Genomic DNA, 23,508 nt, shown 5'->3' with positions numbered 1-23,508 from the left:
GACTGTAAACTGCGACTGAGAACTGCGACTGAGAACTGCGACTACTTAACTTTCTTAAACAACTTTGCTTCTTCAGAAAAACGAGTAAGCTGAATTGCAGGACTTCCAAAAAGAGAAATTTCTGCTTTATCACCCACAGCTAGCGAAAGTGTTGTTTCAGCAAAAATACTTCCTACTGCATTACTTTCAGCAGTAACATTCGCATCTTTCAAAGTAAATTTTACTCCAGTAAATGTAGAGTTATTGTCTAATCTAATAGTTGCTTTTTCTGCAATACCTTCAACAGCAGCACTTGCTTTTTGGTACAAATCACATTTAAATTTTATAGCAGAAACTAATGTTTTCACAATAGCATTTTTACTCAATTGTAAAGTTCCTTCTTCGGCTTTTAAATTCAACTCTGTTTTAGATTTATCATCTGCAATTAAAGTGAATTTTTTCGAATTTACGTTCAAGTATAATTTAGAAAAGTCAAGAGAATTCATTGTGATATCATCCAATTGCAATTCCTGAATCGCATAAACAACAGCTTCATTTTTAGTGATTACTTTGTTTAATGATTTAGTGTAAGTAACCTTAACTGCTAGTTTCTTAAAAATAGTCGATTCTTTATTAGTATATAATCGAAGTGTTTTTTCTCTTAAATCCATTCCAATGATATCATGAAGGTTATCATCGGCTTCAATTTTAATTTCATTTTTCTCTCCTTGTTCTAGATAAACTTCAAGATTATCATCGACTTCAAGGGCATCAAAACTGCCAACTTCTTTTACTGAAGTAGTTACAATTTTAGAACCTTTAATTTTTTCTCTTTTTTGTGCAAAAGTGAATGCTGTAACAAATAATAATAGGAGCAGCGCTGTACTTTTTTTCATTAATTCTAGATTTGATTTTGACAAATATAAAAAAATCATCCACTTTTGATGAATGATTTCTTTTATATTTAACAGTTAAATCTTTTAATTTTTGCCAACATTTCCTCCAGAGCTTTCTGATTTTTCAATTTTCTTTGGCTCACCAGTGTAATTGATATTTCCTCCGCTTGAAGCTTCAGCTTTTAAACTTAAAATAGGATGTACTAAAACGGTTCCGCCACTAGAAGCGTCTGCGTGAATGTCATTTGCCATTAATTTATCAGCGTCAACACTTCCTCCGCTTGAAGCCGAAGTATTTAAACTTAAAGCTTTACCTTCTATATTGACAGAACTGCCGCTTCCAACATCAATAGAAATTCTATCAGATTCAATGTTAACATTCATCGATGCTGCACTAGAGCTTTCTAAAGTCAAGTCTTCGCTTTCAAAAACGCCTTTAGTTTGTACAGATGATGCACTCGAAGCTTCTATCTTATGAAGAACAGGCATTTTTACAGTTACCTTTTTAGAAGTAATATTTCGGAAAGAATTGTATTTACATTCGATAATAAGAGTTCCGTTTTCTACTTTGGTTACAATTTCCTTTTGAAGATTATCATCTGCTTCAACTTTAATTTCTACAGAATCTGATTGCTCAACAACCACATCGATTGCATTGCTTACAGAGATATTAGTAAAATCTCCTTGAACAGTTCTTTTTTCTGTTGTAACATTACCGCTTCCTTCAATTGAATTCATGTTAAAATTACATGAGGCAAACAATAAAGCAGTTACAGTTGCAACTATAAATTTCGTAATATGAATGATTATTTTTATCATGGTTTAGTTAATTTTGATTATCACTCCGTTTTTATCAGTAGTTAGTTTTCCTTTAGTTTTTTTTCCGTTTAAAACTTCTTTTCCATTAATTTTAACCGAAACTTCATTTATTGTATCATTGGCAGTAGTATCTATTACTTCCGCATCGTCGTCGTCGTCATCGCTATCGTCTGCTGGGCAATTTAGACACTTAACTTTTGAACCGATAACTTTATAATTGTAATTACCGTCATAATTTAGATTAAAGAAATCATCGTCGTAATTAAAATAATCTCTAACAGAATTTTCAGGTTTAAATAATTGCCCTTCTGGAAGATATAGGTAGATGTCAACTTCTTGTCCTCTAAATTTATTCTTCACATCTGTCAGAAAATAGTTATCCAAAATTAAATGATTTCCGCTAATTTGAAACTTATAATTAATTTTTTCTGCTCTTTTTTTAGCATTAGTGAAAGAGTTTCCTCTAGCGCTTTTTTCAATCTGGATAAATGGAGCTGACTCGTCTGTATGTAATACATGTAAGCGTACATCATTAGAATAAATCAATTCGTTGTTTGCTGAATCCTGTACAAATTCAAACTCTCTGTAGTGATTTAAACTTTTTGCATAATAGTCACTGTATTTGAACTTTACAAATAATGTATCAGTTGGTTTGATTGCAAAAACTTTTTTCTCTATTACTTTATTATCGTATGAAATTTCAGTTGCCTGTTTGATTCCGATACTTGCCAAAATTGCTATAGAAATAATCCAGATAGCTAAAAGTGTATATTTTGTTATATTTCCAATTGATTTTAAGTTTGGAGATAACAGTTTAAATCCTAAAAGTGTTAAGAAGAAAAACGGAATTCCAACTGCAAAGAACATTAATAATCCAAATGACCAAAGCGGATATTCTGTAAAGTTTCCGGCTTCAATAAAATTCTGCCAAGGGAAATCGATGAAAATATTAGTTCCTAAAGTGAAAACGCCAATCAACAACATGATCAAAGTTGAAAGTCCTGCTATAATTAGAATTACACCTAAAAACTTAGCAAAGATTTTAAAAACCGTCATGATAAAGTCTCCAAATGAACTACTTATTCTCTCAGCTCCCGACTTTACCTGATTTCCCATTTTGTCATAATCTGCATTTTTGAATTTATCAGAAAGTGAATCAATTTCTTCTCGAACTTTTTTTTCGATGTTCGAAATCGTTACTGGCTCTCCTGTCATTTCTAATTTTTCAGAAGTTGTAACAGCTTCAGGCGTTACAATCCAAAGAACGAAATAAGCTAAAATTCCAGTTCCGAAACCAGCAAAAACGAAGATTAAGAATATGATTTTAATCCAAACCGCGTCAATTCCAAAATAATGTCCCAAACCTGTTGCCACACCGCCAATCATACCATTTTCTTTGTCGCGGTATAATTTTTTGTGTTGTCTTGCAGTGTAGTTATTAAAAGACTGATTTGCATTTTCTTCGTCTTCAATTCTGTAATCTTCTGGCTGTCCCATTACCGCAATCACCTCGTCAACATCTTTCAGTCCAACAACATGTTTTTCACTTTTTTGTTTTTCTGTCAACAATTCAGAAACACGCATTTCGATATCTTTAATAATTTCATCCTGACCAGATGAGTTATTAAGGGATCGTTTTATAGCGTCAAAATAGCGTGTCAATTTTAAGTATGCATCTTCATCGATGTGAAAAAACATCCCGCCTAAGTTAATATTTACTGTTTTGTTCATGACTTATTGATTTTGATTGGTGATTAAATTTACGGCGTCAGATAATTCCGTCCAAGTGCCGCTAAGTTCGTTTAAAAAAGTTTGTCCTATTTCGGTTAATCCATAATATTTTCGTGGTGGCCCAGAGGTCGATTCTTCCCAGCGATAATTTAGTAAACCGTCATTTTTCAATCTAGTTAACAACGGATAAACGGTTCCCTCTACAACTAGTAATTTTGCGTTTTTTAAAGTGTCTAATATTTCAGATGTATATGCGTCTTTTTCTTTTAGAACAGATAAGATGCAAAACTCAAGAACACCTTTGCGCATCTGTGCTTTTGTGTTTTCAATGTTCATAATTTCATTTTGTTTTTTTTTGATTGAACAATTCGTTTTTTGATTGATGATGATTGATTGATGATTGATTGCGAAACTTATATGATTTGATTGATGTTTCGACTATAACTTTTAATTTTTGTATCACTTTATAAAAGGAATCGTAATCGGATATTTGTATAATTCTCCGTTTGAAGCTTTTATCGAAGCATAAATCACTAAAAAGAATTCAACAAATTTTAGAACTCCAAAAAGAACGACAGCGGTAATTCCTACACTTAAAATTCCAATGTTTGCTTGAATGTTAAAGTTTCTAATTACAAAATCGTCGTCATTAAAAACAGCTTCTAGCGGAAGATTCTGCAAGAAAACAGTAACGAAAATTGGTATCGCAATAAGCGCTAAAATCAAAGTATAAAGCAATAAGCTTAACTGAAAGTTCAAAGCCTGTTTTCCGTGATGATCTGCAAATTCAGATTTGTCTTTGTAGTTTGTCCAAATGATTAGCGGAAAAATATAGTTCCCAAACGGAATTATATATTGACTTAAAGTACTCAAATGAGTAAATGCTGCTGTATTCTTTTCTGAAGTTTTTTCCATGATGAGTGGTGTTGTTGTTTCCATGATTAAAAGCATATAGTAATTTCTTATGCAAATATATGTCTAAAAGACAGTATCTTGTTTTACATAGTACCAAATATTAACAAAAAATTAACAAACACAAAGTTGTGAAATGATGCTTAAATTGTTGAAAATCATCGCTAGTTCCCGTGTTTGTTGACTTCTTTTGATAAGTAAAGAATTTATTGTGCGTGCATAGTTTTTTTGTATTTTTACATAAAAAAATATATCCTATGGCACTTTCAGTATCAAAACTTAATAAATTCGTCCTATTCAAATTACCATCAGCATACTTTTGCGGAGTACGTGTAAAAGATATAAACGATAGCAGTTGTACCGTAACAGTCAAACACAGATGGATCAATCAGAACCCGTTTAATTCTATGTATTTTGCAGTTCAGGCAATGGCTGCTGAGTTGACAACTGGAGCTTTGGTGATTTCTCAAATCCAGCAAAGTGGTAAAAAGATTTCTATGTTAGTAGCTAACAATAAAGGAAACTTCACAAAAAAAGCTACAGGAAGAATTACATTTGTTTGCAAAGACGGACATTTAATTGCCGATGCAATAAAGAAAACTATAGAAACTGGAGAAGGGCAGACGTTCTGGATGAAATCTATTGGAACAAACGAAGAAGGAGTTCAAGTTTCTGAAATGGATTTTGAATGGAGTATTCGAGTGAAATAAAGTAGCAATATCAATTAATAAATAGAAACAGCAGTAATTTTTTACTTGTTGTTGCATATAAAAAACGTCAGTAATTTTTTTTTACTGACGTTTTTTTTGTTTTTAAAATCTGTTTTTTTTATTTTTATGTTGTTAATGTACTGAATTTCAGTACATTTATGGTATTAAACTCATACACGCAAGAAAAATGCTTTCTTTCTAAATCAAAATTTTAGCTGATAAATTGATCTTAAAATATTTATCAAGCAACTTCTACAAGCCTCTATAATTTAAGGAATTTTGAAATAATTAAGTTTAACTAAAATCGATTAACATTGGGTATTTGTAATTAGAAATAGTCTATTCTGTTGTTTTTAGGCTTTTAGAGGAAACTGTAAAAAGAAGCCTATCATGCTTTTGCCACCGAAAAATACGGAAAACCTACACTGTATAATTTTTTTAGAAAATAATAAACAATTGTTATTTAAAGCTATTTAATCTTTTTGGAAGAATAGATCGTTTTAAGTGGCTGTTGTTGAATTAATAAAAAACAAATATGAGGACAAAAATTACTTTAATTTTAACATTGCTCATCCTGCCTTTTATCAGTAACAATCTTTTTTCACAGACAGTTTCTGGTATACCAAGCACTAATGGCTGCCAGAGCCAAGGTATAATTACTTCAAGCAGTACAGGATTAGGAGCAACACCGCAGTATCAGCTTTTAAGGGCTGGTGCAGTTGTTTCTCCAGTTTCAGGAGACAATACGCAGTTTACAACAAATCCAGTTTTTACAGGATTAATTTCAGGAACGTATACAGTAAACGGAAGAGCCACAGCAGGCGGAACCGTTTATTCGAGCAGCAATATTACTGTAAACGATGGCTATACAGCAATGACAGTGACAACTCCCACAAAAATAGCCAATTGTGTGGGAGGCACTGCAGTTTTAACAACTACAGTTGCAAACGGAAAAGCACCATTTACCTACACGATTGCCACGCAGACAGCACCGGGAACAATTTTACAGAATAGCGGTGCTATTGCTGCCAATACATTTGCTTTTAATGGACTTCCGGCAAATAGCTATATTGTGAGTGTTACGGATTCTTGTGGACTTACTATTACAGGAGCAACTTCCATTTCCAATCCAACAGTAGGACTTAACGATATTAAGTTAGGAAGTATCGCTTATCCTTTATATTTAACTCGTAATAATTGTTCATCTCCAATAGTAATAACTAATGAAACAGGTTTTCAATATTCTAATGGAACTGCTATTACCGTAGCAGATGCAGATCTTTTTACATGGAAAGTAAAATATCAAGGGAATTTATATGGAAAAGATACGGATGGAGATAGCTATGGGGATTTAAATGGTGAGGGATATTCTCCGTTAACTAGAGTTTTTAGAATGCCATTAATTGCGAATCGGGCTGGTATATTTGCCGATATTGCTAATATGAAAGTTGTATTGATTGACAAATGTGGAAGAGAAAAAGAGTTTCCAATGACTCAATGGCAATCGGGTGGCTTTATAGCTGTTCAAAATTGTGCAGGATCAGGTTTGATAAAAATTACTCCTAATCAGCTTAGTTGCTTACCAATGGATATAGTTTTTACAAATATTGCTAATCCTTCAGATGTAGTTTTAAAAACAGTTAACACAGAAATTGAAAGTTTCCTTGGTCTTACAGCCGGTGCAACATATCACGTAACATATATAGATGCCCAAGGAAACACAACCGGAAACTTTCAAGGACTTCCTGCATCTCAAAATATAATTATCCCACCTAATCCCACATTTTCTGTTGTCCAAAGTTTTTATGGAATACAGCCAAACCTAAATATTTTAGGATATGGAAAAGCAATGGTTTTTGTTAATCCGTTTATAGATCCATCAGTAACTTATACAATTGTTGCTTCAGATAATCCTTTAGTAGCAGTTGGTGCTACAGGAACCTCTTCTCTAGATGTTAATGGAACAGGGGTATTATCTAAAGTAAATCCAACAGATCCAGCAGGTTATTGGCCAAAAGGAAACTATACTGTCAATATTACAAACGCTTGTGGCTCTAAAGATGTAAATTTAGTTGTCCAAGGTTATTTAGCTAGTCTTTCAGGTTATACCACAACTCCAGTCTGCGGCGGATTTAACTATGTTATGAATGGCAGTTTTGATGTGCCAAGTGCTTATGAGGTGCGCATTATTTCAGGTCCTTCAAGCGTGGGGCAGACAAGAGATTTAGCCAGCACTACGGCTTCATTCCCTTTTGACGGTTTGGGATATGGCACGTATGTTTTTGGATTACGCATTAAAGGTGGGACGACAGATGTCCTAACCCAGACTATAACCTACGACGCCAATAATGCTATTATAGTTGACAAAACCAATACGGGAGGTTTTGTGTGCGCGACAGGAGCGACAAACGGAGTCTTGACCATCACCGCAGCATCCAATTCCCCGGCTCCTAACAATGTGCTCCAATATGCCTTGAGCACCGATGGCGGAAATACCTTTGGATCTTACCAGAGCGGGAATACCTTCAGCGGACTGACCGATGCAACCTATTTTTTCAGGATAGCAGACGGCTGCGGAAATGTGATCACGCAGTCTGTACAGATTGGTGTGGCGGCAGCCCCAGAAGCTACGGCCAACGGACTGAATACTCCTGCCGTGATCTGCGATATGACCTCGGGCACGGTACAGCTGGATGTTGACATTTTCGGCGCGCTTTCCTATTTATGGGCAGGACCTGGGATAAATGCATCCAATCAGAACCAGAAAGATCCAATGATCAATTATTCAGATCTGACAATAGGCGCGAATAACTATACCTGCACCGTTACACTCGGCGCGCCATGCAACAGCAGTGTGGTTTCAAATCTGACCATTAATGTAAACGCCAGACCGACAGTGGTAACGACAGCTCCGGCTCCAGTCTGTGCGCCAAATACAGTCAATCTTAAAGATCCTGCCGTTACAGCGGGAAGCGCTGCGGGGCTTACGTATACTTATTTCTCAGACGAGCAGGCTACGATTCCTGTTGCAGATCCCACAGCGGTTGCAGTGCGCGATACCTATTATATAAAAGGAACGGACGCTAGCGGCTGTTTTTCGATTGCGCCAGTTGAGGTTATCGTAAATGAACTTCCTCAGGCAGTGATAAGCTATTTAAATGCGCCTTACTGCCAGACGGGAACAGCAGTTCCCGAAGAACTCGGCACGGCGGGCGGAACCTATAGTTCTGATGCTAATCTTGCTATTGATGCAAATACCGGAGAAATAAATTTAGAAGCTTCAACAATAGGAGATCATGTTATTACCTATACATTTAGTGATGGCAGCTGTTCGAACACTGTAACCACAGATATTACTATTAATGCACTTCCAACGGCATCTATAAATTATCCAAACGGGCCTTACTGCAACAGAGGAACAGCCACATCTGTAGAAACTGGGATTGCCAGCGGAAAATACAGTTCAGATGCAGGACTTGTGATAGACGAACTGACAGGCGATATTGATCTGGGTGCTTCGACTCCTGGAACTTATACAGTAAGTTATGAATTCAGCAACGGAACCTGTTCAAATGTAGCCACAGCCGCAATCACGATAAACCCTACAGCATTGCCATCTGCAATGGCAGATATTACAGCGCAATGTTCAATTACCCCAGCAGCGCCAATGCTTACTGATCAGTGTGCGGGAAATATAACAGCAACAACGCCAACGGTTTTCCCAATTACAGCACAAGGGACAACAGCGGTAACTTGGACTTTCGATTACGGAAATGGCTATACACAAACAGCAAGCCAAAATGTCATTATTGATGATACCATAGCTCCAGCTGCACCAGTTCTTGCAGATGTAACTGAAGAATGCTCTGTGTCATTAGCTGCCCCTACTGCAACGGATAATTGTGCAGGAGCAGTTACTGGAACTACAGCAACAGTTTTCCCGATCACAGCTCAGGGAACAACGGTGGTTACATGGAGTTTTGATGACGGAAATGGCAATATTTCAACAGCAGCCCAAAATGTTATTATTAAAGATATTACCTTGCCAACTGTTCCAGTCCTTCCCGATGTGCAAGCGCAATGTTCCGCTTCTGTAACACCTCCAACAGCTACTGATAATTGCTCCGGAACTATTACAGGAACCACAAATACTGTTTTTCCAATAACAGCGCAAGGAACAACCGTAGTGGTTTGGACATTTGATGATGGTAATGGAAATATAGCTACAGCAAATCAGAATGTAATAATTTTGGATAATATTGATCCAATTCTGCCAACTCTTCCAGATGTTACAGCAACCTGTTCTGCTTCATTAGTAGCACCAATCGCAACAGATAACTGTGCTGGATCAATTGTAGGAACTACAGCTACGGTTTTCCCAATAACAGCACAAGGAACAACAGCTGTAACTTGGACTTTTGACGATGGCAACGGAAATATAGCAACTGCCAACCAGAATGTGATCATCAGTGACACCACAGCACCTGTTCCACCAGTTCTTGCAGACATAATCGGGCAATGTTTCGCTTCACCTGCGATACCTTCAGCAATAGACAATTGTGCAGGAAGCGTATTAGGAACAACAGCAACAACTTTTCCGATAACGACTCAGGGAACAACAATAATTACATGGATATTTGATGATGGAAATGGAAACATATCAACAGCCAATCAAAATGTTATTCTAAACAGTGCAATACAAGTTCCGACGGACCTGCCAGATATAACAGGAGAATGTGAAGTGACACTTGCTGCACCCGCGACTGCGGTAAATTGTTCTAACATTATAATAGGAACAACCACCACAGTTTTTCCGATAACGGCTCAGGGAACAACAATAGTCACATGGACATTTGATGACGGAAACGGAAATATATCTACAGCTAATCAAAATGTTATTATTAAAGATGTTACTGCTCCAGCAGTTCAGGCACTTAGTGATATAACAGCAGAATGTTCCGTTTCGCCATCTATTCCAACAGCTATAGACAATTGTGCCGGAATCATTTCAGGAACAACTTCAACAGTTTTTCCAATCACAGCTCAAGGGACAACAATAGTGACTTGGAGTTTTGATGACGGAAATGGAAATATAGCAACTGTGAATCAAAATGTTATTATTAAAGATACAGCAGCGCCTATTGCACCTGTTTTAGCAGATATACAGGAACAATGCTCTGCCACTCCAGCTATTCCTGCAGCAATTGATGATTGCGCAGGAATAATTTCCGGGACTACAACAACGATTTTTCCAATTACAGCACAGGGAACAACTGTTGTAACGTGGAGTTTTGATGATGGAAACGGCAATATATCAACCGCTAATCAAAATGTAATCATTAATGATACTACACCGCCAATTATACCAATATTGGACGATGTGAATGGAGAATGCGAAGTGACACTTACCGCGCCTTCAACGGTGGATAATTGTTCTAAAACTATTATTGGAACAACAAATACAGTTTTTCCAATTACAGCACAAGGAACAACTGTAGTTATCTGGACTTTTGACAATGGCAATAATAATGTCGTAACAGCAAATCAAAATGTTATAATAAAAGATGCGTCAGCACCTGCAGCACCAATTCTTGATGATGTATATGGAGATTGCGAAGTAACCCTTTCGCCGCCTACAGCTATAGACAATTGTGCCGGAATCATTTCCGGAACAACTTCAACAGTTTTTCCAATCACAGCTCAAGGAACAACAATAGTGACTTGGAGTTTTGATGACGGAAATGGAAATATAACAGCTGCAAACCAGAATGTAATTATTGATGATGCTATAGCACCGTCAGCACCAGTTTTGGCAGATGTCAGAGGAGATTGCAGTGTTACATTAGCCGCACCAACGACTATTGATAACTGTGCAGGACCAATTACTGGAACTACAGCCACTATTTTCCCAATTGTAACTCCAGGAACAAGTATTGTAACTTGGACTTTTGATGATGGGAATGGAAATATCTCGACATCAAATCAGAATGTAATTATTAATGATGAAACACCTCCTGCAGTACCTATTCTGGCAGATGCGACGGGAGAATGTTCTGTGACACCTCCAGTACCGACAACTATAGATGCTTGTGTGGGAACAATTACAGGAACAACTGCATCAATTTTCCCGATCACAGCTCAAGGGATAACAGAGGTGACATGGAGTTTTGATGATGGAAATGGAAACATCTCAACAGCAATCCAAAATATTATCATTGATGATGTAACACCGCCTGCAGTCCCGTTATTGTCAGATGTGACAGCGGAATGTTCAGTGACAGCACTAACAGCGCCGACAGCTACAGATAATTGTGCTGGCATTATCACGGGAACAACGGCTACTTTATTTCCTATTACAGCACAGGGAACAACAGCGGTTGTCTGGACATTTGATGACGGAAACGGCAATATTTCAACAGCGAATCAGAATGTGATTATAAAAGATATCACCGCTCCGACAGCTCCAATACTCGCAGATATTACAGCAGAATGCTCCGCAGCTCCGACAGCTCCGACCGCAATAGATAATTGTGCTGGCATTATCACGGGAACAACTACGACTTTATTTCCAATTACAGCACAGGGAACAACAGTTGTGACATGGACATTTGATGACGGTAATGGTAATATTTCAACAGCGAATCAGAACGTGATAATTGATGACATTACCCCTCCAAATATCCCTGTTTTAGCTGATATTACCGGGCAGTGCAATGTTACGCCCGCGATACCGACAGCAACAGATGCGTGCGCTGGAATAATTGCAGGAGTTACAGCATCAACGTTTCCAATAACAAATCCGGGAACGACAATTATTACCTGGACATTTAATGATGGCAATGGCAATAGTGTAACGGCAAACCAGAATGTGATTATTAGCCAGATTGCTTTGGCAGGAGCAGAAACTGCGGCCTGTTCTTCTACACAGCCAGGATATAACATTACTTTATCAGTAACAGGTCAGGCGCCTTATACTGCTACTGGAACCGGAGCACCGGGAACGTGGTCGGGAAATGCTTGGACATCAGGACTTATCAGTTCGGGAACCAATTATAATGTGAACTTTCAGGATGCAAGTGCCTGCAATACAGTAAATGTAGCCGGAATTTCGCCAAACTGCTGCCGTTTCAGTGTGATCTGCCCGACTTTCCAGCCGACTTCAGTGCAATGCTATGAGGAGCTTCCTTCGGCAGTGAATCTGACGGAAGCAGAATTCGAAGCTTTAGGAAATGGAGACGGACGCATTGCAGACACCCGATGCGGAGTGGTTGAAATTACAGCATCAAATGGAGCAGATCCTGGCTGTAATGCCAATGTAGCCAGAACTTATACCATAACAGAATATGCAGATGCTAACAGCAAGGGAGTTCGCGATGCAGGAGAGGATACCGTTCTGGATACTGCAGCGTGTACGCAGACGATATTAATTCATGATACTGCAGCGCCAGTATTTGCAGAAACACCGCCTGAGGCAACAATAACTGCGGACTGTGATACCATTCCTCCAGCCCAGACTTTTACAGCTGCAGATAACTGCGGCAGTGCAGCAGTTGCTTATGACGAGCAGAGAGTTGACGGGGACTGCGCCAGCAGATATTCGCTGATCAGAACCTGGACGGCATCAGATAATTGCGGAAATCAGAATTCTTTTGTGCAGACCGTTAATGTCTCTTGCGTAGAAGAAGTCTACAATGCCGTGTCAGTAAATGGTGACGGACTAAACGACAGTTTCTTTATAAAAGGAATTGACTGCTATCCAAACAATGTTGTAAGAATCTATAACAGATATGGAGTGGTGGTTTACGAGAAAAACGGCTACGACAACGTTACCAGTCCATTTCAGGGATTCTCAGACGGACGTGCAACTGTTGCCAGAGGAAACAAGCTTCCGACTGGAACTTATTTCTACACATTAGAATATGACAGCAACGGAAGAAAAATCGAGAAAGCAGGATATCTGTATGTCAGTAGTCAGTAATAAATGATTTTATTATATACAAAAAAGACCTCAAGAAATTGAGGTCTTTTTTTTGAAATCGAGTTTCAATTATTTTTTAACGCAGCAAGATTTTTTATCTTTCTTGTCTGTTGTCTTTTTGCAGCAAGATTCTTTTTTAGTTTTTTCTTTTGCAACTGGTTTTGTTTCCTGAGCGGTTACACCAATTGAAAATAAAGCAACAGTAACGATTGTAATTACTTTTGTCATTTTGTTTTAATTGTTTTTTGTTAGAAGAATTTATAATTGAGTGAATCAAATATAAATGGATTTTTTATTGTAAGAATAGTTTTATTGTTAATGTTTTGGTAAAAGTGAATTAATTTTATCACTTGTTTTTCATAATTTGACTAACATAATTTTTATGATTACTATATCCATTTTTTTCTGGATTCTCCAAATCTAACATTTCTCCTAATGAAGTATCGAAAATCTGCCAATTATGAAGTTTTGCTAATTCAATAATTTTAAATAGTGCTTCTTCACTATAAAGAGAAATCATCTTATTACTGCTTGGCTCATCATCAAAAAAGAAATTAATATCATCATTAATAGAATCAGAAAAGAAATCCTTACTACTATTTTTATTTTTTTGATCTTCCGCATTTTTTGTTGAACAATTTTCTAGCAGTATTTTATCAAAATCGATTGGAAGAAGTTTTTCTTCATCTAAATCTTGAATAGAAATTATTTTTTCTGCGGAATTAAAAAGTACAATATCCCAACTCATAATTAATCATTTTTAAAGTAGTAAAATTATTACAATTAATAGAATTAAACAAGTTATTGTAATATGGACTAAATAACTTAAATGTTTTAAAAATCAATAATTCAAATTAACCCCAAAACCAATTCCCATATCGCTGTCATAATGTGTTGTAATTCCGAAGTTTCTCGCAACAATATATTTTAATCCCGCCATATATTCTTTATCTGTATTCCACATTAAATTCATTCGAAGTCTTTGCGAAAGCGGAATATCTTTTCGTTCAAATTGTAAACGAACATTTCCGTCGGTATAAACCTCAACTTGTGCTTTTATGAGCATGGGTAAAGTATATTCAAGACCCGCACTAAAAACGGAACGATTGTCTTTTGTGTTTTTTTGACCAAAAAGATTCTGTTCCTGCTCGTCCATTCCCATTCTTCGGTATCTCCAGTCAAAACCAATAAAAGGCATTAACCATTGATTTTTTCCGATATATCTTCCAATATGAGTTTCGGTTTCATAACCGTGTTTGTCATTGTAGCCCAATCTCCATTCGGTTCCGATACTCCAACGCGTGTTGCTAAACATCGCTTCACCATCATTTCCATTGGTTGCAAAATCATTTTCTGCCATAAAATGAAACATTCGATCGTCCATTTTCAACATTTTGAAAGCCATTTCGGGATGATGAATCAACGGATTTGGAGCTGAATTTTCGTAACTAAAAATCCTTCCCATTCCAGCCATCATGTGATATAAAATATGACAGTGAAAAAACCAGTCGCCATCGGCATTGGCCTGAAATTCAATGGTATCGGTTTCCATTGGCATAATATCAATGACATTTTTCAATGGAGCATAATCGCCATGTTCATTCAAGATTCTAAAATCATGTCCGTGTAAATGCATTGGGTGTCGCATCATCGAACCATTGTATAAAACGATGCGAACGTTTTCTCCCTTTTTAATTAAAATTTTATCGGTTTCGGAAACCACTTTATTATCCAAACTCCAAACATAACGATTCATATTTCCAGATAAAGTGAAACGCAATTCTTTTACAGGCGCCTCTTTTGGAAGATCGGTTTTGAAAGGCGATTTTAGCATTCCGTAATTCAGAGTCACAATTTCAGCAGTTTCAGTGCTGTCGCTTTCCATTTTCATGTCGCCCATATTATGATTCGAATGATCCATTTTTGGTTTTGAATTTTCATCTTCGCCTGAAATTTCTGGATACATTACAGCATTCATATCCATTTTATTCAAAGACATATTCATGCCCATATCATTCATTTCGCCATTCATTTTCATCATATCGTTCATCATTTTCATGCCTTCAAAATATTTTAATTTTGAAAGATGATGAACAGGCTGTTTTTCCCCATTTCCTAAAAACAAAGAAGCAGATCCGGTTCTGTCTTCGGCTGTAGCCAAAAAAGCAAAAGATTTATGGTCTTCGGGAATTGTAACGACAACATCATAGGTTTCAGAAACTGCAATAATCAAACGATCCACTTCTACAGGTTCGACATCATTTCCGTCGGTTGCAACAACAGTAATTTTTCCACCGCCGTAAGTCAGCCAGAAATAACTCGAAGCGCCTCCGTTTGCAATTCGCAATCGGACTTTTGAACCAGGTTTAAGGTCTGAAAATTGCTGTTCATTTTTTCCGTTGATTAAAAACTTTTCATAATACACATCGCTGACGTCCATTGCATTCATTCGTTTCCATTCATTGGTCACTTTGGTTGAAAAATGTTTTTGTTTTAAAGCTTCAAAATAACTTTGCGTTGTTCCTTTTTTGATAGCAAACCAATCATTAGCATTGTGCAACATTCGCTGAATATTCTCTGGTTTCAAATCGGACCATTCGCTTAAAATGACTGGAACTGTCGGCAAATCATCAATTCCTTTTCGAATAGTAGGATCATCTTTTTTCTTATTGATGATAAAAAGTCCGTACAAACCAATTTGTTCCTGCAAACCAGAATGGCTGTGATACCAATAGGTTCCGTTTTGAATTATAGGAAAAGTATATTTATGAGTCGTTCCAGGTTCAATCGGCATTTGCGTTAAATACGGAACGCCATCTTCTTTATTTGGCAGAAATAATCCGTGCCAGTGCATTGAAGTTGTTTCTTTTTTGAGTTCGTTGTGAACATAAATTTCGGCAATATCGCCTTCGGTAAAAGTTAGAGTCGGCATCGGAATTTGCCCATTTACTGCAATAGCACGTTTTTCTTTACCCGAAAAATTGACGATTGTATCACGAACGTACAAATCGTAACGCACTACTTTTTGGGCTTTCAGCTGAAAAGCGATTAAAAATAAAAGAAGAATATATTTGATTTTCATTACAAATTATAATTTTAAGTCGTTAGTGTAAATTGAGCACAATTTAATTTTAACACATAGAAACATAGTAATTTGAAGATTAAGAAAGGCGTTTCACTTCTTTAAATACACATAGTTACTATGTGTGGAAACTTGTTTCTTCTCTTTTTTTAGACACAAAAATCTATGTTTCTATGTGTTAAAATAATTATGCTCCAACTTACAATTTTAGATTTCTCAATCGTAACGCATTTACGATTACTGAGACAGAACTCAAGCTCATTGCCACGGCAGCTAACATCGGCGAAAGCAATATCCCTAAAAAAGGATATAAAATTCCAGCAGCAATTGGTACGCCCAAAGTGTTATAAATAAAAGCAAAAAATAAATTCTGTTTAATATTTGACATAACGGCATGGCTGAGGTTTTTAGCTTTTACAATTCCGTTTAAATCGCCTTTTACTAAAGTAATTTTAGCGCTTTCAATCGCAACGTCAGTTCCTGTTCCCATTGCAATCCCAATATTGGATTGAGCCAAAGCAGGTGCATCATTAATTCCGTCTCCCGCCATGGCTACAATTTTTCCTTGCGCTTGAAGACGTTCAATTTCTTTCAGTTTATCTTCAGGAAGGCAATCCGCTTTAAAAGAACTCAAATGTAAATGTTCTGCAACGGCTTTTGCGGTATTATGATTGTCGCCTGTCATCATGATAACCTCAACGCCTTGAGCGATTAATTCTTTAATGGCTTTTGTGCTATTTTCTTTAATGGCATCAGTAATGGCAACATAGCCTAAAACAATATTGTCTATTGAGATGTAAGAAATAGTTTTTCCTAAATTTTGTTCGGCTGTAACTTTTTGTTCTAAATCATTAGAAATGGATGCGCCGATTTCTTCCATTAATTTTTTATTTCCTAAAGCTACTTTTTTGCCTTCGATAGTTCCTAAAATTCCTTTTCCTGCAATAGTTTCAAAACCTTGAACTTCTTTGAATGAACTATTTTTTGCTTTCGCGAAATTGACTACAGCTTGCGCCAAAGGATGTTCGCTATGCTGATTTAACGAAGCAATATTTTGAAGCAGAAAATCTTCCTCATTATTAACCGAATATATTTTTTCTACAGATGGTTTTCCTTCGGTAATTGTGCCTGTTTTATCGGTAATTAAAACATCAATTTTATTCATGTTTTCCAAAGCTTCGGCATTTTTGATCAAGATTCCGTTTTGAGCACCTTTTCCAACACCAACCATAACTGACATCGGAGTTGCGAGTCCAAGTGCGCAAGGGCAAGCAATAATTAAAACGGCAATAGCGTTGATTAATCCGTAAACGTAAGCAGGTTCTGGACCAAATTTTGCCCAAAGAAAGAATGTCAAAATCGAAATAATAACAACAGTCGGAACAAAATACTTAGAAACGCGATCTGCTAATTTCTGAATGGGAGCGCGAGATCGGCTAGCGTCATTTACCATTTGGATAATCTGCGAAAGCATCGTTTCTGAACCCACTTTTTCAGCAATCATCACAAATGATTTTGTGCCATTTATTGTTCCCGAAATTACTGCATCACCAGTTTTTTTATCAACGGGAATTGGTTCTCCCGTAATCATCGATTCGTCAATACTACTTTCTCCAGTTGTTATTTTACCGTCTACCGGAATTTTTTCTCCTGGCTTTACGCGAAGTAAGTCGCCTTTTTTGATATTATGAATAGAGATTACTTTATCCACTCCGTTCTCAACCAAAGTTGCTTCTGTCGGAGCTAATTTTAATAATTCTTTTATTGCTCCGTTAGTTTGTCCGTGCGCTTTGGCTTCCAATAATTGTCCTAATAAAACTAAAGTGATAATTACAGTCGCAGCTTCAAAATACAAATGAATAGTTCCGTGATGCGATTTAAATTCAGAAGGGAAAATATATGGAAAAAACATTCCGACGATACTAAATAGAAAAGCAACGCTTGTTCCAATTCCAATTAAAGTAAACATATTCAAGTTCCAAGTCACAATCGATTTGTAAGCACGGACAAAAAACATCCAGCCTGCATAAAACAAAACTGGAATCGAAAATAAAAGCTGAACACAATTCCATTTTTCGATAGACATTATATTGTAAAGCGGATTATTTGGAATCATTTCTGACATCGAGATGATGAAAATAGGAAGCGTAAACAAAATCGCTATTTTCATTTTCTTCAATAAATCAGAATAAGTTTTGTTTTCTTCGCTTTCTGAAGCCTGCATTGGAACCAAATCCATTCCGCAAATCGGACAGTCGCCAGGTTCGTTTGAAACAATTTCAGGATGCATCGGACAAGTAAATTGTGTTGCTGTTATGGCAACTTGCGGTACTAAATCCATTCCGCAAACAGGGCAGTCTCCCGGTTTGTTATAAGTTTTATCACCTTCGCAATGCATTGGACAATAATAAACGCCATTTGCACTGTGCTGATGTACCTTTTTAGTTTCTGTTTTATGATGATTGTGGTTCTCTTTTTTATGACCTGAACAGCACGATTTTTCAGCTGTATCAGAATGATTTTTAGGAGAATCCATTTCAATTGTATAATTTCCTGCTGCAGTTAGAACTTCTTGCAATTTTTCTGTCGCAATATGCTTTTCCATTGTTATAGTTGCCAACGGAGGATTCAAGGTTACTTCTGCTTGAACGCCTTCAACTTCATTTAAAGTTTTTTCGACTTTGGTTCGGCATCCGTTGCAAGACATTCCTGAAATTATATATTGATGAGTCATTGTTTTTGTTTTTAGTGTATTACAATGCAAATTTCTGAACTACCGACGAGTTTGGTTTGTATAATTTTGAGAATGATTTGTAAGATTTACAAAGTTTTTTGTTTCACGCAGATTCCGCAGATTTTAGCAGACTTTTTTGATCTACTTGATTTAAAGCTGAATTTTTGAAAAATTTTGTATTAATCTCGCAAAGTTGCAGAGGCGTGAAGTTTTTTAAATAAAGATAAGGCAATAAGTTTTTAAAGTTTTCACGCAGATTTTGCAGATTGAGCAGATTTGATTAACAAATAAATATCTGCAAAATCTGCTTAAATCTTTTAAAATCTGCGTGAAATAAAACTTTGCGTCTCTGCGACTTTGCGAGAAATTGACTTTTACAAATTTTCAATCTGAATACGCTTTTTATCTTTCGACTGTTTGAACGAAGTAGGAGTAAAGCCTGTAATTTTTTTGAATTGATTGCTCAAATGCGCCACATTGCTGTAGTTTAGAATATCGGCAATTTCACTTAACGAAAGTTCATTATAAATCAGTAATTCTTTTACCTTTTCAATTTTCTGGCTGATGAAATACTTTTCGATTGTCGTGTTCTCAATTTCAGAAAATAAATTACTTAACGAATTATAATCTTGATTCAGGTTTTCTGCTAAATAATCAGATAAGTTAATTTTAAGATCATTGTTTTTATGATGCACTAAATCAACAATCAGGTTTTTTATTCTTTCGACGGTTTTTGTTTTTTTATCGTCAATTAAATCAAAACCTAAAGATTGAAGATTTTCTAATAAAACTTCTTTTTGCTCGTCGCTGATTTCTTTTTCCAATTCGACTTCACCCAATTCAACAGAAATAGTAGGAAGTCCGAGTTTTTCGAACTCAGACTTTACTACCATTTTGCATCGGCTGCACACCATATTTTTGATGTAAAGCTTCATATTTATTTGATCGTTTCTACCACATTTCCGCAAGTCAGCATCGAAGAACCGTAGTATGGATTCTTAACTGCTTTTTCTTTGCTTAACCAGTCAGCATCTGCCATTGGGCAATATTGTTTGTAGATTGTTTGTTCTGGACTTGAAACTTTTATTAAATCATAAGTGTTTTTAGATAGAGATTTAAAAGTTTCGCGTTGTTTTTTAAGATCTGTTGTTGCTGAAATACTTTTAGCATCGGCAGTTAGTTTTTTAACCACTTTCATCCAAACCGTATGTTCGTTGCTCTTTAGTTTGTCCATTTTTACCGCAGTAATCGCTGTCAGTAAATCTTTGGCTTTCGCCGAAGTCAATTTGCTGTCACTTTTAATAAGTGCATCTTTTACAGTAAAATAAGCATCATAAACAGATTGAAGCTGACTCGCATCAACGATTTCTGTTGTTCCTGATTCTAATTTTGCTGTATTTGCCTGAATGTTATTCGCACTAAATAATGCTGTAAGTACTGTTGCTAAAGCTATGATTGATTTTTTCATTGTGTATAATATTTGGTAAAGGATTTTAATTTCCTTTAAAATTAATTAAAAATTTAGTTTTAAAAAAGACCCAATATGGGCTGTTACAAATACGATAATTATATTTTCGGCTTGAGCCAAATAGAAGTAAATCCGGAAGAAATTGTAGAATTACTGTAAGATGAAATAGTGTTTTTTAAAGAAAAATTAAAAACATCATTTTGTAAATCAAGATCATTTGAAGTTAAAATAACAAATTGCAATGCAGAAGTTGTACAGCCAGAATGACGACATTTTCCGTCACAATTGTGTTTTTCCTGTTTTGAAGTTTTCTTTTCGCAGCATTTTTTAGAACAGCTGTTGTCTTCTTTAGAAGCAACTTCTTTTTGATGCCCCATATTGCATGCGTAAGTATAACTCGGATTCAAAAAGAAACTTAGCGTTATGAAAAGCAGTATATGGATTTTCTTTTTCAAAGAAATTGTTTTTTAGAAGTACAAATTTAGTTAAAAATGTTTGGGAAAATTACTTTTTAAGATTTCGATAACTACAGTTTCTTAAAATCAGTCGGTTTCATGTTTTTACGTTTTTTGAAATAATTCGTCAAATGACTTTCGTCTGTAAAACCAAATTCGTAGGCAATCTGTTTAATAGGCAATTGATTGTTATGAAATCTTTTTTCGATTAAAGTCGTTCTTAAATTATGAATGTATTCGCGATAACTAATACTGAAAGTTCTTTTGAAATAAGCACTAAAATAGGTTTGAGCAATATTAAAATGATCTGCAATCACTTTTACCTGAACCAGTTTTGGCTGATAAATATTCTGATGAATGTAATTAGCAATTTGTTCGCTATCCAAATGAGTCGATTTCATTTGTAAATTCATGCCTCGAATTGTTTCTTTAATTAAACCAAAAAGGGAAAGAATCTGATAGAAAACAATGGGAGATGAGGTGACATCTATATAATGTCCGTATGTTACAATGTTTTCAACGGTATTTTTTAGAATCGTTTTGCAAGGTTCGTCAAACTTCAAAACCGTTTCTTTTAGGATTTTATCGCGCATGAAACTTTCGGGAGTATTTACTAAAAATTCATCGCAAGTAAGATTCTGTTTGGAGTTGAAATAATTATCAGTGAATTTGATAAAAATGAATCGGGTACTTTTCTTTATATCAAAATAATGTTCGTCGTCTGGCGAAATAACAAATAAATCTCCTGCTTTATATGGTAGCAGATTATTATTGAGGTGATGAATTCCGCTTCCTTTCTTTATATAGATGATTTCGTAATACGTATGAGTATGCGGAGGAAGATGAAATTTCTCTTCTTCAAATTCATCAAGAACAAGCGTTTTAAACTGATTTAATTTCGGCATAACCTAAATGTACAATTTTATATCGCAAATTTACAACTTTTTTTAAGGTTAACGGTGTTAATTTTGCGTCGTAGAAATCTATTCCTTTCTACAATAATCAAAATGAAAAAAAGTCTTATTGCACTCTCTTTAGGAGGGTTAACTATTGGTATTACAGAATTTGTAATGATGGGATTACTCCCAGATATTGCTTCAGATATGAAAGTTTCAATTCCAGTTGCAGGATATTTAATTTCATCTTATGCACTTGGAGTTGTTATTGGAGCGCCTTTGTTAGTAATCGCAGGAAGAAATTATGCGCCTAAAAAAATGCTTTTAATTTTAGCTTTAATGTTGGCAGTTTTTAACTCATTGTCAATTATAGCTCCCGATTATAATGTGTTATTTGCTTCTCGATTTTTGTCTGGTTTACCGCACGGAGCATTCTTTGGAGTGGGAGCGGTAGTCGCAAGCCGTTTGGCAGATAAAGGAAAAGAAGCGCAAGCAATCTCGATCATGTTTGCAGGTTTAACGATTGCCAACTTAATAGGTGTGCCAATTGGAACTTATATAGGTCACCACTTTATTTGGCGATATACTTTCGTATTAATTGCTATTGTTGGATTATTGACTTTTTTGGCCATTTATTTATGGATGCCAAATCTTGAAAAAGGAGAAAGTGTAAATATGAAGACACAACTTCAGTTCTTTAAGAAAACAGAAGCTTGGCTAATTATCGGAATAACTGCAATTGGTTTTGGAGGCCTTTTTGCCTGGATCAGTTATATTGCTCCTTTATTAATTAATGTTTCTAAATTTTCGCCAGAAGATGTCTCTTCAATCTTGATTTTGGCAGGATTAGGAATGGTTGTTGGAAATTTCGTTGGAGGTAAATTGGCAGATAAATTCTCGCCAGCGCCAACTACATTAGCTTTATTGTTAGTAATGTCTCTAGATTTAATTCTAGTTTACTTTTTCTCATTCAATCAATATGTATCGCTGTTTCTTACTTTCTTGACCGGAGCTATTTCATTTTCGGTTATCGCGCCAATTCAAATGCTAATGATTCGTACGGCAAAAGGAGCAGAGATGATTGCCTCGGCATCACTTCAAGGAAGTTTTAATATTGGTAATGCTTTAGGTGCGTTTTTAGGCGGATTGCCTTTGGCGGCAGGACTTAGCTATTCTTCTCCAAACCTTATTGGAGTTATGATGTCAATTATAGGAATGATTATTACATTCATACTGATGAGGTTACATCAAAAACAAGTGCAGTTGCAGCACATTTAAATACAATTTAGTTATCTTTTTAAGCCCTTAACGTTTGTTTAAGGGCTTTTTTTATGTCTATAATGAAATTTTTACAGAACACATTTCTTCCAAAGTCCAGTTTTATCAGAAAATACATTTTAAAAATGCGCTCTTTTTTCTATTTAATTTGGTTTTTTTTAAAATTTCTTCAATTTTTTAAGTGTAAAATCCACACCTAATAATTTCGTAATTAATATTCCTGTAATCGATTGTTTTTTTTGCAAAAATCAAATCAAATGAACGATTAATAATAATATATTTAATATTTTATGTTGGTATAAATTATATATCTAATATAAAAAAGCGATAAAATTTCTGATTCATAATTTTTTTTATGAAATTTTTGGCAAAATTTATTTTTCGCTTAAAAAAAATATCTATGTTTGTGTAATCGATTACAACTTTTTTTTCGATGTTCGAAATCGATTAAGTATTTAGATTAGAAAAGGAATATAAATGAAGAAGAAATAAGACGTCGAAAAATTTTAATGTTAAAACAAAACCACAAGTAATAATTATTAGAATAATTGAAAAGTAACCACAAAAAAC

16 protein-coding genes are annotated in these 23,508 nt (G+C 35.5%); 3 read left to right on the top strand and 13 right to left on the bottom strand.

The features are described from left to right. Window positions 1–41: 41 nt before the first annotated feature. The 5 genes from V6624_RS01000 to V6624_RS00980 all read right to left on the bottom strand — a co-directional run bounded on the left by V6624_RS01000 (window position 42) and on the right by V6624_RS00980 (window position 4,340). Window positions 42–875 carry a GIN domain-containing protein gene (locus V6624_RS01000; protein ID WP_338840617.1) on the bottom strand — a complete coding sequence of 278 codons (834 nt, stop codon included), beginning with the start codon at window positions 873–875 and terminating at the stop codon, window positions 42–44. A gap of 84 nt (window positions 876–959) precedes the next feature. Next, a complete protein-coding gene (locus V6624_RS00995) occupies window positions 960–1,694 on the bottom strand; it encodes a head GIN domain-containing protein (RefSeq protein ID WP_111285733.1) in 735 nt (244 codons plus the stop codon). A gap of 3 nt (window positions 1,695–1,697) precedes the next feature. Continuing rightward, on the bottom strand, window positions 1,698–3,425 hold the full coding sequence (locus tag V6624_RS00990; protein ID WP_111285735.1) for a PspC domain-containing protein: 1,728 nt from the start codon (window positions 3,423–3,425) through the stop codon (window positions 1,698–1,700). Window positions 3,426–3,428: 3 nt separating this feature from the next. Next, window positions 3,429–3,761, bottom strand: coding sequence for a PadR family transcriptional regulator (locus tag V6624_RS00985; RefSeq protein WP_008464689.1), 333 nt, complete (start codon window positions 3,759–3,761; stop codon window positions 3,429–3,431). Window positions 3,762–3,884: 123 nt separating this feature from the next. Beyond that, the gene (locus V6624_RS00980; RefSeq protein WP_111286014.1) at window positions 3,885–4,340 is read right to left on the bottom strand and encodes a DUF4870 domain-containing protein; all 456 of its coding nucleotides are present in this window, start codon (window positions 4,338–4,340) and stop codon (window positions 3,885–3,887) included. 254 nt (window positions 4,341–4,594) lie between these two features. On the opposite strand from V6624_RS00980, the gene V6624_RS00975 reads away from it, so the two are divergent. Together V6624_RS00975 and V6624_RS00970 are read left to right on the top strand one after the other, a co-directional pair. Next, complete coding sequence (locus V6624_RS00975; RefSeq protein WP_111285737.1) at window positions 4,595–5,047, top strand: DUF4442 domain-containing protein; 453 nt, start codon at window positions 4,595–4,597, stop codon at window positions 5,045–5,047. A gap of 535 nt (window positions 5,048–5,582) precedes the next feature. After that, window positions 5,583–13,025: a gliding motility-associated C-terminal domain-containing protein gene (locus tag V6624_RS00970; RefSeq protein ID WP_338840608.1), complete on the top strand. Its 7,443-nt coding sequence runs from the start codon at window positions 5,583–5,585 to the stop codon at window positions 13,023–13,025. A 69-nt stretch (window positions 13,026–13,094) separates the two neighbouring features. Here the strand turns inward: V6624_RS00970 and V6624_RS00965 are convergent, their stop codons facing one another. The 8 genes from V6624_RS00965 to V6624_RS00930 all read right to left on the bottom strand — a co-directional run bounded on the left by V6624_RS00965 (window position 13,095) and on the right by V6624_RS00930 (window position 21,669). Continuing rightward, window positions 13,095–13,253 (bottom strand): hypothetical protein, encoded by a 159-nt coding sequence (locus tag V6624_RS00965; protein ID WP_162614942.1) that lies wholly within the window; start codon window positions 13,251–13,253, stop codon window positions 13,095–13,097. 118 nt (window positions 13,254–13,371) lie between these two features. Next, entirely contained in the window at window positions 13,372–13,773 is a 402-nt protein-coding gene (locus V6624_RS00960) for a hypothetical protein (RefSeq protein ID WP_111285741.1), read from the bottom strand. A gap of 93 nt (window positions 13,774–13,866) precedes the next feature. Further along, the gene (locus V6624_RS00955) at window positions 13,867–16,107 is read right to left on the bottom strand and encodes a multicopper oxidase family protein (RefSeq protein ID WP_338840606.1); all 2,241 of its coding nucleotides are present in this window, start codon (window positions 16,105–16,107) and stop codon (window positions 13,867–13,869) included. Window positions 16,108–16,306: 199 nt separating this feature from the next. Further along, the gene (locus tag V6624_RS00950; RefSeq protein WP_338840605.1) at window positions 16,307–18,841 is read right to left on the bottom strand and encodes a heavy metal translocating P-type ATPase; all 2,535 of its coding nucleotides are present in this window, start codon (window positions 18,839–18,841) and stop codon (window positions 16,307–16,309) included. A gap of 374 nt (window positions 18,842–19,215) precedes the next feature. Further along, window positions 19,216–19,776 carry an AraC family transcriptional regulator gene (locus V6624_RS00945; RefSeq protein ID WP_338840604.1) on the bottom strand — a complete coding sequence of 187 codons (561 nt, stop codon included), beginning with the start codon at window positions 19,774–19,776 and terminating at the stop codon, window positions 19,216–19,218. 2 nt (window positions 19,777–19,778) lie between these two features. Then, the gene (locus V6624_RS00940) at window positions 19,779–20,309 is read right to left on the bottom strand and encodes a DUF3347 domain-containing protein (RefSeq protein ID WP_338840602.1); all 531 of its coding nucleotides are present in this window, start codon (window positions 20,307–20,309) and stop codon (window positions 19,779–19,781) included. 98 nt (window positions 20,310–20,407) lie between these two features. After that, entirely contained in the window at window positions 20,408–20,764 is a 357-nt protein-coding gene (locus V6624_RS00935; protein WP_338840601.1) for a hypothetical protein, read from the bottom strand. 71 nt (window positions 20,765–20,835) lie between these two features. After that, a complete protein-coding gene (locus V6624_RS00930) occupies window positions 20,836–21,669 on the bottom strand; it encodes an AraC family transcriptional regulator (RefSeq protein WP_095929454.1) in 834 nt (277 codons plus the stop codon). A gap of 102 nt (window positions 21,670–21,771) precedes the next feature. On the opposite strand from V6624_RS00930, the gene V6624_RS00925 reads away from it, so the two are divergent. Further along, on the top strand, window positions 21,772–22,938 hold the full coding sequence (locus V6624_RS00925; RefSeq protein ID WP_338840598.1) for an MFS transporter: 1,167 nt from the start codon (window positions 21,772–21,774) through the stop codon (window positions 22,936–22,938). Window positions 22,939–23,508 lie beyond the last annotated feature (570 nt).

The sequence above is a fragment of the Flavobacterium ginsenosidimutans genome (genome assembly GCF_037478105.1).
Taxonomy (GTDB): Bacteria; Bacteroidota; Bacteroidia; order Flavobacteriales; family Flavobacteriaceae; genus Flavobacterium; species Flavobacterium ginsenosidimutans.
This window is presented reverse-complemented; position numbering and strand designations above follow the sequence as displayed.